Consider the following 15,053-nt stretch of genomic DNA (forward strand, 5'->3'; position numbering starts at 1 on the left):
GGCAAGACCGGCGCGGCCGTTCGTCTATTGGCTATCGAGACGGGCAAGACCGGCGCGGCCGTTCGTCTATTGGCTATCGAGACGCGGTGAGGGGGAGTGACACCGTGAGCAGACCCACCGTCCCGCGCGCCCTGTTCTCCACGCTGAACTCGCGCAGCACCTTGATGCGCGCCGAGATCGGCGTTTTGCCGATCTCGAAATTATACGCGATCGTTCCACCCAGGGCCGTGGTCCGTCCCTTGTAGGCGCCGAGTTGGGCGCCGGCGCCGCTGTCACCCGTAACCTGCTGATAGTGGTAGCCGATGATGCCGGCCGAAATCGCGCTGGTGATAGCCTTCGACGCGGCCCATTCGACGTGAAACTCGGTACCTGTCCGGTAGTCCGTCGCGTGATTGGTGCCGTTGAAGGTCACGCCGACCGCTGTGGAGAGGTCAATGCCCGTTTCCGGATCGAACCAGGTCAGGGCGCCGGAGAGATCGCTCGCCCAGCGATGAAAGGCGAGGTTGGCGAGCTGCCCATTGCGATAGTCGCCGACTGGCACATTGACGAGCGCCGTCGTGCTCCAGTGGAACTTGCCGGAATGCCATCCCAATGTGGCGGACAGGACGGGGTCGCCGACGATGGTCGCCTTGTCGCGGAGCGAGCGTCCGACGACCGTGTTCGTGCGCGGCGAATCGAGTTCGACGCCTGCCGAGACCGCGACACGCCCGACGGGCAGGACGGCGCCCACCGCCAGATTGCCGCCAAAGGCCTGCCACGGCGTCACCCAGGTGCCATTCAGGAAGTCGGCACGCGCCTGACTGCGCACATTCGCGATGACCCTGCCGCCCGTCGGAAGCGATTTCCGCGCATCGAGCTTGGCGTCGTAGGAATAGGTGTCGCTTTCGAAATAGAATCCGGGCGGAGGCAGATATCCCGCCATCGGCCCGCGACCGCCGAGGAGATAGAAACCGGTGCCATTCTCTGCCGCCTGTGCCGCATGGGGCGCCAGGCTCCAGCAGGCTGCCACACCGGCCGCGACAAGCGCGCGCGCCGTCCTCAACCCAAGCGCTGTGCGCTTGGCTTCCCCTCGAAGCATAGTCCCGTCGCCCCTCAACATGCGGCAATGCCGCTCGTCAGCCGAATCAATGACGCGACGTTAGGGCGTTTCCCGTCGTGATGGATATGCGGGGCACGATCTCTCGACGGGTTTTGCTCCGCTTACGGCGCCGTGAGGAGATGAAGGGCTGCAGAGCGTAGACGAAGCGTGCTCCGGCCATGACAGTCTCATCGTCGGACGGCGCTGTGCCCCTGATCCGCGGTTGCACCGGGACGTTGGCGGCGTTGGCGATGGTCTCGAAATGGATGCTGATGGCAGCGTCACGGTGCAGCCGCGCGCGACCTTGAAGAGGTCGGCGGGCGCCCGGATCATCATGTCGTCATACCCCCTCTTGGTAGCGAGGGGGGGTGGTCTTGCAATCGACCTTTGTAGAGCCGCCTGCTGAAGGCAGTCGGCCACAAGTCTTTACAAAACCAAACTCTTCGGCGCCGAAGCGATAAAGAGTGGTGCCCAGGAGAGGACTCGAACCTCCACGCCCTTGCGAGCGCCAGCACCTGAAGCTGGTGCGTCTACCAATTCCGCCACCTGGGCAACGGCGGTTCGTTTACGGGGGCGGATGGAGGCTGTCAACGTCCTTGGCGCGTGCTTGCACCCCTGAGTTTCCTTACGCGCCAGAAGCCTGCCGCTGAGCCATTTCTACACCGGTCGGATGCCACGGCGTCAAGAGGCGGCTGAGGAGTCTTGGGGCTATCCCGGACGAGCAGGTTTACGCCGCGTTCCACGGCCACAAGCTTCGCTGTCGAAAGCCAAAACGCCCTGCTACATAAGGCGACTTGAGTTAGCCCCCAGGAACAGCCACGAGACTGTGCGATGCCCACGATGCATGTCTTACCGCTAGCGCTGGTTATGGCGACCAGCCTGCTTGCTATTGTGGGCAGCGCGAGCGCCCAGTCCCGCGAAAACCTGCTTTGCACCGTCACGAAGAAGTCAGACTCGGAGCGAGACTACCTTCCCGAGTATATAGCGAAGCTTCGCTTTGCGGTTCGCCTTCGGCAAGCGGGCGACAAGGTGATCGTGGAACGCTGCTCCTTCTCGGCGTCACAAAACCGAGTCACGTGCGATCCCTATGTGGTTGACCAGATCGCTTACGATCCCACAGCCGGGATAACGAAATACTACCTATTCAGGTCACATTTCGATCTTCAGGTATTCAGCAGCCTCGCTTTTGTTGAGAACAATGGGCGTGGCAGCGTTGCTTGGGGTCAGTGCACCGTTGATCGCTAGGCTATTTCCCACAGCCTCACAATGATTGCCGTGCCTACTTCGGATCGGATGGAAACGAGATGTTCAAGGCTCTGCTGAGGATTGYTGGCTGGGTGCTTGTAGGTCTCGTGGGTACCGTAGCCGTCTTCTCCGCGATGTTCCTTTACGTGGGCTACCAGGTCCCCGTAAAACTCTACGGCGGCGGAGTTGATATCAAGGAATGGGATAGCGGGCTCGTTATTGCCTTGGGGACCTGGGTAATCGAGGGTGATCGGCAGGCAGCGCCTCTTCAGCACACAGTCTTGACGTGCCAGCGGGATGCGAAGGAGTGCAAATCCTCAACTGCCGAAATTTCGTATGGAGGCTTTCTAGCTGTAGACAGCGATCGGTATGAGATTATCAGGTGGACGGACGACACAATCGACTTCGCCAGCTCTGCTCTGTGTGTGAACTACACCTATAATATTAATCGCATCTCAGCCCGTGTTGTCGCAACTCGAACACCGAAAAAGGACGGCCCTGCGCTGTGCGGCGGTCTCGGGAGGGGTACGTTTCAACTGTCACTCAAGGATGGGTACCTCGTGGAGTCGGCTCTTAAGAACGAAGCTTGGGCGCGAGCTGAACCCTTTGCTTGGGCTACCCTAGGTGCTCTCTGGTTGTTTATTCTGACCCGCATCTTGCGACGCCGGACGACGGTGGCCGTCAGGGCCGGGTAGCTCGTAACAGGACGCGAGGGCTCATGGGCCATCCCCTGTTTCCTGAGATGCTCGCAGGCCCATACAACACGGGGTGGGCTCAAGAGTTTCCGAGATGTATCGGTCTGTTAGGGTCCTCTAGCCGGCCTTCAAAACGCCTGCGCTTGGGRTCTCGCTGCATCGATGAGAGCAAAAGCCGCATCAGCAGCCTCAGGAGTCACCGGGGGCCGTGGTTCCGTGCTCAGGGTGTAGTGGCCTCGCGAGTTCAATGGCCCTCAGTGTGGCGCCCTGGAGAGCCACCAAGCCGTTGGTGTGAGGGGTGGACAACAGCACCAACTGCTACAGCTGGATGTTCTTCGCGTCTTTGAGGTCCTCATCGTCCCGGCGTTTGGAGAAAGCGATCTGCTGTCTTCGCGATGCCTCACTAGCTATCTCTAATAAAGCAGCCATCCAATCGCCCACAATCAAACGCTTAACTCGCCAGAAATGCCATTCGGTTATATCGTGCCGAGTCTCTTCATGGATATCTAAACTCATAACTTCGTTTCCGTTGAAATTTAGGTCGACACTACCAAAGCTGCCGTGACTATCTGGCGCGTAGCTGCGGCCATTATTATTAAGGGTTATTCTCCACCTATGACCTAAGCTTGTAAATTCTGTGACGGTTGTCGACTCGCCACGGCCATCAACACTCTTGACCTCTTGCGCGCTAATATCGGTAGCGGGAACATAAGCGCTGCCATGAAAGTCGTCCCGCTTCGACCAGGAAGGCCAATGCTTTATGTGAGAAAGCAGGGTGGGAGCCAAGGCTGCCCCAACGCCCGATTGCCGAACGATTTTAAGAGCTTGCTCTAATAGCTTGCGGGCTTCTTCAAGCTCCACGTCAGGTTGACCGTAGAGGCGGTCATTTATGCTTGCCTGAAAGTCCTGCAGTGCCTTTATCAGTGCGTCAGCTGGTGACAACGCCGTTAAGGGCTTTTCCGGCAACGGCTCGGCGGAAACCAAAGGTCTACGGCGCTTCCAGAACATTACCGCCTCCTCAGCTATGGGCGACCCCAGCGCTCGATTCATCGTCAATTTTATGGCCCTATGCCAGCCATTGGGTCCCCAGATTCATTGAAACTGGACGTCAAGGCCTAACAACACCACGAGGCCTTTAGCCTCTTTTTTGGAAGCCCCAATGTTTCGTTGACGTCTCGAATTGCTCGCTGGAGGGACCCAACCCTGGGGGGCCTCGCGCGGCCCAGCGGGGACGAGGAGACGTCACCACCTGAGCCTGGTGCATGACCGGCGCACTTGTTACGTGCGGGCGTCCTCATGTACCTCAGACACATTGGCCATTCGATCCTTGCCCCCCCCAACGGCCTTCGCAATGATACGCAAACGCCTGCAGAAGCCCATGCGGGCAACCCTTATTTGGGTTAGCTGCAATCCATGGGGACGCGAGGGATGTTCAGCTAGAAAACCTTCAGAGACTAACGCTGCGGCCCCGGCAACTGTCGGACAAGACTACGCCGCATATCAAGGTTCAGCCGCGTATGATTGGCTTCCAATAGGATTTCAAGAATTCATTGCAAGTCATGTCGGCTAGATCGACTGAGGTGACGACGCTCTTGTCCGGTCCCATGGAATTCACTATGTCCTTCTCAATTACTCTCTTGTTTGGCGCTGACAGGCCATAACTTGTGCCAAAAATAACTTTATCATCGGCCTCATCTACCGTGAGTAATTTTAGATTCATGTCGCCAAATGAGAATCCTAGATAAACAACAACCTGAGCCTCTGAGATGAGTTGGCGCATTCTATTGAGCATACGATCATCATCGGTTCGTTCAGTGAATGTCCTGATTTGACCCGCTATCTCAGGTAATTCGCGTGGCTGAACCTTTTTCCCGAGGCGACCGCGCCACGCGGCTCTTGCCAAGGTAGCCTGCCAACCTGTCCATACGGATGTTCGACCCTGAGGCTCCGGGTTAATACCTCCGCGTCGTGCAGTGCAATTCTGTAGTAATTTGCTAACGCATGGGCAATGTAATGCTCGATACAGCGGTCGTAATTGAATGTGATGAACGACACGTTTGAGAATATTTGCGACAAATCAGAACGCTGAACTCCCTCGTGAAGCATCTGGAAAAACGTATTGTACCACGTGTCTTCTGAGCGGCTGAGATTAAGAATGTCATCGCGATCACGGTCGGGGGCAAGAAGACTCTTACTTTCGGCCTCCAATATGCTCCTTGCGATCCCGATCTTCCCCATCCAAACGACAAGTTCATCCGTAGCATGTGAATGCAAGTAGTTGTCGATTGAGATGGCCTGCCCCATCGCGCTGGCGATTGCGCGCCCCGCATGATGGTGTGGGTTGGGATCGCGATCACCGGCTTGCTGGAGTTTAAACCGTATGGCCTCAACTATCTCCCTATCTCCCTTGGTGAGGCTGTAGCCATCCTTGAAGCGAATATCGAGCTTGCGAGCAATGAGGCCTGTGAGCTGTGCTCCCATAGGAAAATCAACTTCTCGGCTGGCCCCGGCTCCAACAATAAAGACTGTCTTCCGTTCAAACATCGCCCGCCCTCACAGCCAAATTCTTCCCCATTTGTCTCGATTCGGGGTTGGAAGCGAATCAACCGGCTCAAAAGGTCCGTTAGTTYCTCTCGGGCAGCCTTCGAATGCCGCATGAGGGCCTAGGCTTCCTCTGAGCGATCAAGGCTGACTAGCGCGGTGGTTCCGTCACTCAGTGGGTAGTGGGCCTTGAGGAAATCAATTCCTGCCTGCATGGCTCATTGAGATTTCTAATAGATCGGGGGGTCAAAGGGCCATGAGTATCTTCAGGACCCCGAGCACTCTCTACTGTCTCATAAGGTCAGCGATTGGAGTCCCGCTGCATCGAGGAGAGCAGAGACTTCCTCAGCTGCCTCAGGACGCGGCGCGTGCCAACTATGGGCTCCCAGAATTCTTTGAAACTGCACAGCAAGGCCTAACAACACCACGAGGCCTTTAGCCCCTTTTTTGAAGCCGCTGTATTTCGTTGGGGGATCAAATAGGCCTCTGGAGGGACCCAAAAGGGGACCCTAGGTCCTCGTGCGGCCAAGCGGGAGCTGTCGGTCGGCCGTGGCTGACGCGAGCCTGGGACAAGGGCAATGCTTGATGGGGAGCATCCGGCCTTGGGTTGCTCAGGGGCATTGGGACATTAGGCTTCGGCCTTCTCCAGTACCCGAGAGACACCGGCAGGGGTCCATGTGGCAAGCCCCCGCGCCGTGGGGACGCTACGAGCCGTCAGCTCCCGAKCGATTGCTCCGAGCGATGAGATGCCCAAGGCCTTTAGCTCCTCAATAATGGGGAGGATGTGAGAAGCCCTGTCCTTGGCCTTAGCACTCCTGGCAGCCGCAGAGGTCTTGCGGGCCTCATGGTCGATCACAGCGCCTCGATTACCACCTAGCTTCGTTCCACGAGCCTTAGCCGCGGCAAGCGCAGCCTTGGTCCGCTGTGAGATCATGGAAGCTTCGTGCTCGGCTACAGCCGCAAGGATGTGGATCGTGAGTCGGTTGGCCTGGGGGAAGTCCACAGCGACAAACTCAACGCCGCTTTCCATGAGGTTGCTGACGAAGGCGACGTTGCGGGCCAGACGGTCCAGCTTGGCGATGATCAGCTTAGCCCCATAGAGCTTTGCGGCACTGATGGCCTTTTGAAGCTCGGGGCGCCCGTTGTCCTTTCCGCTCTCTACCTCTGTGAACTCAGCAGCTAGCGACCACTGGCCGCCATTGAGATGCTGACGAACGGCTTCCTTCTGAGCCTCAATGCCCAAGCCGCTCTTGCCCTGCTTGTCAGTGGAGACCCGGTAGTAAGCAACGAAGCGACTATGGGCCATCTGCGTATCTCGTTTCTGTCTACGAACGTTGACACAAACGATACGTTACTCGCGAGGGTAAATCAACTTGAATTTCAGCCGAGCCGACGTGTACGATCAAGAAAAGGCTGCGGGGGCAGATGATGAGTCTTCAAGATTCCATTTTTATAGGTTTTGCTATCGTAGTGGTCATTCAGATTTACACCTTGGAGCGATTGAGCGGTAATGCTTCAAAGTCTGACGTAAGACAGATTAAAAGCATGATTGAATCTATATCGCGAGACATATCTAGGTTTGATGACATAATTAGGGAATCGAGTGAGGCAGTAGCTGAGATCAGCGAGAAGCTAGGCACGGCGTCTGACCAAGTAGAAACTGATATCGAAGATAGAGAACTTACGGTTGAATCATTGCATCAGCGATTGGATACCCTTGAGCGGTTGATTCAGGACTTATATGAGAGGGCCGCATAAGCTGTCAGAGCCCAGCAGGAGATGCCGGGCGCTCGACATTTCCCGCCGAAATCCTTTGTATTTCCCAAGGGCTTAGGTCCGTTTCGGCCCATTTTGGAACCACTACAGAGAAGGCGCAGGCTTCTCAGGGCCCTCTCAAGTGTTCGGAAGCGCACGCAGAGCGCGAATTTCAGGACCGTCGAAAGTTCCGGCGAATCCATAGTGCTCTCAGGGGCTTATGACTCCAGAGGCCTCTCGCTGCCTCACTTAAGAGAGGCTGTCTCGTGGATCGTGCTCCGGGGCGCTCGGGGCGTAGGTGCTTTCATTGGTTCCCCTGTCTTAGGCCTCTGGGCATCGTCAGCTGTCCGGGCTCTCGGAATGTTTCGCTGATTTACCAATAACACCAATCACTTGAGCCCGCTCCGGCGCGATTTTGGTGCCCTATAGAGAGAAGGCGGTCCGAAGCCGCCCAAAGATACCCACGACCTCAAGGGCTCGCGAGCAATCGCGGGCTCTTTTTTGTTTGTCGTGTGGTCCTCGGGAGGAACTGAGCGGAAAGCTCACCCAATAACAAACCCAACGATGGAGAAAGACAATAAGACCATGAATGACACAAATACGGGCCACTCATCGATGGCTGATGATATCAATAGGCTACGACAAGAAGGCGTATCGGATGATGATATTCTTAGTGGTTATCGCACGTACGCCCCTCACAACAGTGGAGATGTTGACCGCCTGCTAAGCGAAGGCGTCAGCGTCAAGCGGCTAGTTGATGGCATATCTACCGCACCACATGAGCTACATTCGCCACCAACGGCTTCCCCGCAGGACAGCGAGGGCGCACTTGAGAAGTCCCGCAAGGCTCTACAATACGGTGCTGCTAACGCTGCTGTAGGCGTTGGTCGCACGGCTCACTGGCTTGGTGAGGCCTCGGGCCTCGATACGGCTAAGACAGCCGGTGAGGCTATCGCTGACTTTGGCAAGTCCATCGTTCCCGAGAACTACAAACCCGCCTCTCAGGGCTTCTATTATCCTCAAGGGAAAGACGCGGGCGCTGGTGGGTTCGGATGGGGCTATCTGCCTCGCACGATCCTTGAGGGCGCTCCTGGCCTTGCGATTGACCTTGGTGCTGGTGCGCTTGCTGGTCCTGCGGGGTTCATGGCTTCGAGTGCCTCACGATCCTTCGGCCCGTCCATGGATGTCCGCGTGGAGAACAATGGGGGCAAGCCTGCCTCTGTCACGGACTATGTCGCGGCTGGGGGCTCTGYGGCTCTCCAGGCGTACATGAACAAGGTTGGAATCAACCCCGCGATCTCGGGAGTGACCAAGGGTGCAGGCCTTGCGGCTATCTCTCAGATACCGGGGCAAGTCGCCAAGGCGGGCGCTGTGGATGCATTGGCCGGCGCTGTGGGCAATCTGGTTGATCAGGTCGGAGTGACGGCAGGCACGGATAAGGGCCTGACCATCGATCCTCATGAGATGCTGGGGGCCGCTGCGTCCTCAGGGGCTATGGGCGCTTCCGTGCGAGGCGTCAGGGGCGCGGGCGATATCACCAATGCCGTCCGATACAGCGATATGGACCCTGTGGTGGCCGGGAGACTGGCAGATAGGTTCAACAGGCTGGGCATCGAGCCTCGCGATCCTGAGGGGGCATTCAAGGCGGTCACGGTCGCTGAGGAAGCCCTGAGCGGAGAAACTKGCCGAGCACGGAAGGACCTTCGTACCATGCTTGGGCGAGAGGAGAGCAGTAGGCATCGAGAGGCGATGGATACCGCTGAGGTGCTGCTCAGCAATGGGGAAACCATTTCGATGGATCGCCTCGGGCAACTGCGGGATGCGTTGGGCTCATCGGCCCTTGGGAAGCGCTACATCGAGAAGCTTGAGGAACGCAGTGCTCTGAATAGCCTGAAGGCCAAGGGGCGCTTTGAGGATGGTTATTTCGCCGGGGGTGTCTCCTCCTCGCCACTCATGGAGGACACAATAAATCCTGCTAGTTGGGCCAGGAACCCCACGAAGAGAGCCATCGGAGGCGCTGCGGCAATCATTGGTCTTGGGAGCGAATTGGAGATGGCGAGGGCACTCGTGGCTCCCGCAGCTCTAGCGAAGGCTATGGCGCTCCAGGGCGGTATCTACGGAGCTGCGCGTACGGTCGATGCCATCACTGGCAGTCGCAACCCTGTTCACGAGTTCACTAGCCGCTTTGGCGCGGACGGTAGTGGGGGTGTTCCCCTTCGGCCTGTTGGGTCTCCGATGTTGGATGAGGCCGCGTTACCCATCCCAGCGAGACTTCCTCCTGAGAGCGCCTTGGCGGCACATGAGGGCGCTACGGGTCTGGAGGCTGTCCAGAGGGTCGCCCAGGAAGCCGTACAGGCCCAACGAGCGCGCCAGGCAGGCAAGGGTAGTTCAGAGGCTTCCGAGGCCGCCAGTGAGGCTATCAAGGATTCTGGAGAGCGCATTGATCCACGGACCATTCGCATAGATCATCGGGGTTACTCTGTGGAGCGCCCCAGAGAAACGATTGTCAGCGTTGATCGGTACACAGCCAAGACAAGGGCTCACATGAACACCAGAGCTAACTTTGGCGATGGTCTCGAATCTATCGCTGGGGATCATGCGGGCGTTGCCCGATCATTGGTCAATAAGCTGAATCTTCAGGCTAGGTCATGGGAGGAAGCTAAGTCCTACGTTGAGGACGCGATCAATGAGCTTCCTTGGGGCCAAAGGTCTCAGGCTTGGGATGTTTACCTCAAGCATGAGGCGGGCCTGAGGGCCACATACAGGGACTAAGAACCACAAGAAATAAGCGAACACATGGGCCTCTTGGAGCAATAGCAATCCAAGTGGCTCTTTTCTTATGAACTCAAACAGGATGACGAACATGATTACTAAGCGCTTCAAGAACCCTCGTGGGATCGATGAGAACACCCCGTTCTATGGCTTCTATGTGCGAGCCAATGGACAGAGCCGGGAACGCCTTAAGCAGGCTCAGAACAAAGCATCACAGGACATGGGAGGGACACCAAGCAATGCAGTGCTGCTTGATGAGCTCTTGAAAGTCTACCTTGGGTGTCATGCGGCCTGAGGTCATATTGAGCTAGGCCACAACGCATCGTGACCCAAGTACAGTTTCAAGCTCTTAGAACTTGGACTGAAGCAAAATAACTCATTGAAACATAATGGCTTTTTGGATCGATCCTTAAAAGGAAGATCTAAAGAATTAGAGGGCCTTAAGGGGCCAATGATAGGGGGTATTTTATTATAACCCCCTCCTTAAGAAGATCATTTCTCATCATTTGATGCTTCCAGACCGCTCTGTGGTCATCACAGCTATCGTTAAGCATTCAAATCGATCCAAATAAGCCATGTTTGGAAGGACTAAACATTGATCACCATAATTGACTCTATCATGGGTTCTGGAAAGACCTCATACATGATCGAGCGCATCAATCATACCCACTCAAAGGCCGTGTCATTGAGCTTCGATAATGAAGATCACTCCATGCCTAAGTTTATCTATGTGGCTCCATTGCTCAGTGAGGTGGATCGTATCACCGACAAGTGCCCTAGACTTGAGTTCCGTAATCCTCAGCCTATCGATGGTCGGAAGCTCTACCATCTTGATAAACTCATAGATCGTGGTGAGAACATTTGCACCACCCACTCGCTCTTTAAGCTTCTCACTCATGAGATGTGCGCGAAGATAAAGGAGCAGGGATACACTCTGGTCATAGATGAGACCTTGGAGTGTGTGGCTCTCTTTGAGGAGCTTTCGGCCTCTGATCGTAGTTTGCTCATCGATAAGGGCATGATCTATGTCGATAAGGAGTCGCGGAAGATTCGATGGAATAACGAAACTCACAAGAACTACGTGGGTAAATTCGACCACATCAAACGCCTCTGCGACAACGGGAACCTTGTGTTCGTTAGAGACAAGGTTCTGATCTGGGAGTTTCCCTCAGAGTTCATTCGTGCATTTGAGGATGTGATTGTCCTGACATACCTCTTTCGTGGCTCCCCCATGGCTTCCTACTTGCAAGCGGAAGGGCTGGAATACGAACTCAAGACCCTGCGGAACCAAAGGGTAGTGGCTTTTACCGACAGGGAGGAAGAGGCTCGCCTGAAGGAGCACCTGAGGAGCCTTATCACGATCTATGAGGGGCCTTTGAATGACGTTGGAAGGCGTGTTGGGCGAAGCAATCCGTTCTCATCGCAATGGTTCAAGGGCAGAACCGATACACAGCTTGAGAGGCTAAAGGCGAGCACAGAGTATTTCTTCAAGTCTGTGGCCAAGACTGTGTCGGAGGACAATGCCTGGACCACTTATAGCTCTGTAAAGGGAAAGTTGAAGGGCTCTCGATACTCCCGTGGATTCATCCCATGTAACGCCAAGGCTACCAACGACTATAAGGAAAAGAAGTCTCTAGCCTATCTCTGCAACATGTTTCCCCATCCATACGTTAAGGCCTACTTTGAGGATAGGGGTATAGCCATGGACCAAAGCGCCTTTGCTCTCTCTGAGATGCTTCAATGGATATGGCGTTCTCAAATTAGAGATGGCGAGCCAATCACGGTGTTTATCCCCTCAGAGCGCATGAGGAGTCTACTGAAGGATTGGCTGTGGGATAAGCCTGTATCGGCTGAAGAGGCAGAGACGATCACCGCTCTAGCGGCCTGATCAAAGGAAACACAGGAGCCCCTGGGCTTCCCATTGGCGCCGATGTGGAATGCTCAGGGGCTCCATGCAAATTGTAATATTGTTGCGTCAAAAAGTTTAGATCTGAGAGATTGTTGCGTGTGGTCGATTGCTCAACCGTGCGGGACCTTAGGAGCCCTTAAGCTCCCTTGGCTTCCTCATCCATCGCAAGCTGTCTCGGGAACTTCGCGATGGCTAGAGCCATGGCATCCACGGTCACATCACCGTAATCATCACCGGCAGTCCTCGCAGCGTGCCCTTGGATCGCATCGACCACGCGATTATCCATGCCAACTGAGCGGGCCACGGTCTTGAAGCGATGTCGCCATCCGTGGTTCGGCATCACACGAGGGTCCTTCACGGTTTCTCGTGCTGTCTCCGCTAGGCGGTTCTTGAGGCCCTGGAGCGGCCCTAGAACGTCACCGTCCTTCTTGGCAGGCGTGAGGAACAAGTGCCCCGCTTTGCTGCCCTGGGCGAACTCCGGGAAGCCTTTGGCCGCGAGATGCTCATGCATTACAACGTCCCGCGCCTGATCGGTCTTCACTGTCCCGGCCTCGGGGCTGATATGAATCACCCAATGGTTGCCAGCCTTCCGCACATCCTCTTTGCGAAGCTGAGCTAGTTCGCCAACGCGAGCGCCTGTGTAAGCGCACAGCCATGGAATCCACCGCTTGGCCGCGAAGGTCTTTGGCTGCTCATTGCCTTGCCTGAGTGCATCAGCAGCCTTGAGGAGGGCTTGAGCCTCATCATCGGTGAAGCCCTTAGGGCGTGCCATCCTGCGCTTGCCGAGCTTGATCGTGATGCCTTCAGCCGGATTGCTGGTGAGGCGTCGATTGCTCACTGCCCATCCGAATAGGGTCTTGAGGGCCGATAGATCACTATCCTTCACGGTCTTTGCCGAGATGGGCCTGTTGGTCCTCGGGTTAACGGTGGCCAGTCTGTGGTCCTTGAAAGCCACGACATGCTCAGGCGTCACTTGCGTTGCATCGTCGCGTCCTAGGAAGGCGATGAAGCTATTCGTGGTGTTACTGTAGCTCTCATGGGTGCTTGGCTTCCTGCCTACGGCCCGTGCTTCCCCCCACCAGTCCGCAAAGATGCCCGTGAGCGTGACCTTTTCCTTGGGGGGAGAAGGTGAGGGGGCCCCAGGACTCTGGGATGCCCGCTGAGGGCTTTCAGGCCTTTGGGTTGTCCATGGCACCACAAGCGCTCCTTGGGCTTCCTCTGGCTTCACAGCACCATTGCGGACGCATGAGTAGAGGGCTGCAAGTTGGCCCACCGCTGCACTGTTGCGAGCGGCGGCTACAGAGCGCTCATGCGTCCTCAGGGAAAACCTCACGACACGACCAAAGGAGGCGCGAATCATGGGTTCCTCGCCGGACGAATCAGGGGGGAGGGACAGGACCGTGCAGTGGCCCTTCAGGCGGCTCTGAAGGTCACAGGGGACATGCGCACAGAACTGATGAAAGCTACTATCGGAGCGCCTTGTGGGCCTAGGCGTTCTCAAGACCATTCTGCACCGCCCGTTTACACCGGTTGGGCAGCAGGTCACTTATGATGCGGAAGGAAACTTGTGCTCTCTCAAGCGGTTAGGCCGCATATGAGAGCCGAGTGGTGCCCAGGAGAGGACTCGAACCTCCACGCCCTTGCGAGCGCCAGCACCTGAAGCTGGTGCGTCTACCAATTCCGCCACCTGGGCAACGGCGGTTCGTTTACGGGGGCGGATGGAGGCTGTCAACGGGGATATCGAGCCGGCATGCGCCTATCTGTGGAATGTTCGCCTTCACAGCGCAGGTTCGATCCACTAGGACAGCGGCAAGTCCTCGGCGGAGCTTGAGAAATATGGCCACCCAGACCCCGTCCTCGCAGCTGATCACGGTTTTCGGCGGCTCCGGCTTCATCGGCCGCCATGTCGTGCGTGCATTGGTCAAGCGCGGATACCGCGTGCGCGTCGCGGTGCGCCGGCCCGATCTCGCCGGTTTCCTGCAGCCGCTCGGCACCGTCGGGCAGATCATATCGGTGCAGGCGAATCTGCGCTATCCCGATTCGGTTGCTGCTGCGGTGCGTGGCGCGGATGCGGTGATCAACCTCGTCGGCATTCTCCAGGAAGGCGGCCGGCAGAGCTTCTCGGCCGTTCAGGCCAATGGTGCTCGTGCCGTCGCGCAGGCCTGCGCTGCCCACGGCATCACCCGTCTGGTCCAGGTTTCCGCAATTGGCGCCGCGCGTGAATCACGGTCCGCCTACGACCGCAGCAAGGCAGAAGGCGAGGCTGCCGTTCTGTCGTTGGTTCCCTCGGCCATCGTCCTGCGCCCTTCGATCGTCTTTGGGCCGGAGGATTCCTTCTTCAACCGCTTCGCTTCGCTCGCCCGGATGCTGCCTGTCCTGCCCTTGATCGGCGGCGGTGAGACCAAGTTCCAGCCTGTCTTCGTTGGCGATGTCGCCGAGGCTGCGGCGCGCGCCATCGACGGGACGATCACTGGCGGCCGAATCTACGAACTTGGCGGGCCTGAGGTGAAGAGCTTCAAGGAGCTGCTGACCTATGTTTGCGAGGTGACCGGCCGCAAGCGTGTGTTGGCGTCGCTGCCGTTCCCGCTGGCGCGGCTTCAGGCGCGCATTCTGGAAATCGTCAACACCCTGACGCTCGGCTTGCTGCCGGACGAGCTGATGCTGACGCGTGATCAGGTCACGCTGCTCGAGATCGATAATGTCGTCTCGAAGCAGGCGAAGGCGGAGGGGCGTTGCTTCGAGGGAATCGGAATCACCCCGACCTCGGTCGAGGCCATCGTGCCGTCCTATCTCTGGCGTTTCCGCAAGACGGGCCAGTTCGACACAGCCCGCGTCGGCTAGATGTGAGCTCTCAATAGGTTGTCCATCCGGTCCCGAGCGAGGAAGCTGAGGTTGCGAAGCTTCAGTCTCCATCGAAGGAGGACCGGATGAACATCCATAAGAATGCCCGTCTGACGCAGTTGGGTCGAGAGCGGATCGTGCGCATGGCGGCGGCAGGCACGGCCTCTGGCGTGATCGCCAAGGCGGCCCGCGTCAGCCTCAAGACCGTCCATAAATG

At 57.1% G+C, this 15,053-nt stretch carries 12 protein-coding genes and 2 tRNA genes; 6 read left to right on the plus strand and 8 right to left on the minus strand.

The genetic code is table 11. The features are described from left to right. Positions 1–73: 73 nt before the first annotated feature. Both AC1DRP_RS26080 and AC1DRP_RS26085 read right to left on the minus strand, forming a co-directional pair. Positions 74–1,078, minus strand: a complete 1,005-nt coding sequence (locus AC1DRP_RS26080; RefSeq protein ID WP_441507875.1) for a SphA family protein — start codon at positions 1,076–1,078, stop codon at positions 74–76. A 465-nt stretch (positions 1,079–1,543) separates the two neighbouring features. Next, positions 1,544–1,630: transfer RNA gene (locus tag AC1DRP_RS26085), tRNA-Leu, on the minus strand. Positions 1,631–1,909: 279 nt separating this feature from the next. Here AC1DRP_RS26085 and AC1DRP_RS26090 point away from each other — a divergent pair. Continuing rightward, positions 1,910–2,323 carry a hypothetical protein gene (locus tag AC1DRP_RS26090; RefSeq protein ID WP_476769962.1) on the plus strand — a complete coding sequence of 138 codons (414 nt, stop codon included), beginning with the start codon at positions 1,910–1,912 and terminating at the stop codon, positions 2,321–2,323. A gap of 59 nt (positions 2,324–2,382) precedes the next feature. After that, positions 2,383–3,018, plus strand: a complete 636-nt coding sequence (locus tag AC1DRP_RS26095) for a hypothetical protein (RefSeq protein ID WP_476769963.1) — start codon at positions 2,383–2,385, stop codon at positions 3,016–3,018. 318 nt (positions 3,019–3,336) lie between these two features. Here AC1DRP_RS26095 and AC1DRP_RS26100 read toward each other — a convergent pair whose 3' ends face one another. The 4 genes from AC1DRP_RS26100 to AC1DRP_RS26115 form a co-directional block, all read right to left on the minus strand. Next, positions 3,337–4,026 carry a hypothetical protein gene (locus AC1DRP_RS26100; protein WP_476769964.1) on the minus strand — a complete coding sequence of 230 codons (690 nt, stop codon included), beginning with the start codon at positions 4,024–4,026 and terminating at the stop codon, positions 3,337–3,339. 499 nt (positions 4,027–4,525) lie between these two features. Beyond that, positions 4,526–4,798 carry a hypothetical protein gene (locus AC1DRP_RS26105; RefSeq protein ID WP_476769965.1) on the minus strand — a complete coding sequence of 91 codons (273 nt, stop codon included), beginning with the start codon at positions 4,796–4,798 and terminating at the stop codon, positions 4,526–4,528. Positions 4,799–4,854: 56 nt separating this feature from the next. After that, positions 4,855–5,562, minus strand: a complete 708-nt coding sequence (locus AC1DRP_RS26110; RefSeq protein ID WP_476769966.1) for a hypothetical protein — start codon at positions 5,560–5,562, stop codon at positions 4,855–4,857. A gap of 625 nt (positions 5,563–6,187) precedes the next feature. Continuing rightward, a complete protein-coding gene (locus AC1DRP_RS26115) occupies positions 6,188–6,865 on the minus strand; it encodes a recombinase family protein (protein WP_476769967.1) in 678 nt (225 codons plus the stop codon). Positions 6,866–7,878: 1,013 nt separating this feature from the next. Here AC1DRP_RS26115 and AC1DRP_RS26120 point away from each other — a divergent pair. The 3 genes from AC1DRP_RS26120 to AC1DRP_RS26130 all read left to right on the plus strand — a co-directional run bounded on the left by AC1DRP_RS26120 (position 7,879) and on the right by AC1DRP_RS26130 (position 11,974). After that, positions 7,879–10,086: a hypothetical protein gene (locus tag AC1DRP_RS26120; protein WP_476769968.1), complete on the plus strand. Its 2,208-nt coding sequence runs from the start codon at positions 7,879–7,881 to the stop codon at positions 10,084–10,086. A 91-nt stretch (positions 10,087–10,177) separates the two neighbouring features. Beyond that, complete coding sequence (locus tag AC1DRP_RS26125; protein ID WP_476769969.1) at positions 10,178–10,381, plus strand: hypothetical protein; 204 nt, start codon at positions 10,178–10,180, stop codon at positions 10,379–10,381. 348 nt (positions 10,382–10,729) lie between these two features. Then, entirely contained in the window at positions 10,730–11,974 is a 1,245-nt protein-coding gene (locus AC1DRP_RS26130) for a hypothetical protein (protein ID WP_476769970.1), read from the plus strand. Positions 11,975–12,131: 157 nt separating this feature from the next. Here AC1DRP_RS26130 and AC1DRP_RS26135 read toward each other — a convergent pair whose 3' ends face one another. Both AC1DRP_RS26135 and AC1DRP_RS26140 read right to left on the minus strand, forming a co-directional pair. Then, positions 12,132–12,950 (minus strand): tyrosine-type recombinase/integrase, encoded by an 819-nt coding sequence (locus AC1DRP_RS26135; RefSeq protein WP_476769971.1) that lies wholly within the window; start codon positions 12,948–12,950, stop codon positions 12,132–12,134. A gap of 651 nt (positions 12,951–13,601) precedes the next feature. Next, positions 13,602–13,688: transfer RNA gene (locus AC1DRP_RS26140), tRNA-Leu, on the minus strand. 143 nt (positions 13,689–13,831) lie between these two features. Here AC1DRP_RS26140 and AC1DRP_RS26145 point away from each other — a divergent pair. Then, positions 13,832–14,836 (plus strand): complex I NDUFA9 subunit family protein, encoded by a 1,005-nt coding sequence (locus AC1DRP_RS26145; protein WP_476769972.1) that lies wholly within the window; start codon positions 13,832–13,834, stop codon positions 14,834–14,836. The last annotated feature ends 217 nt before the right edge of the window (positions 14,837–15,053 follow it).

This window comes from Allobosea sp. 01N443 (genome assembly GCF_056399325.1).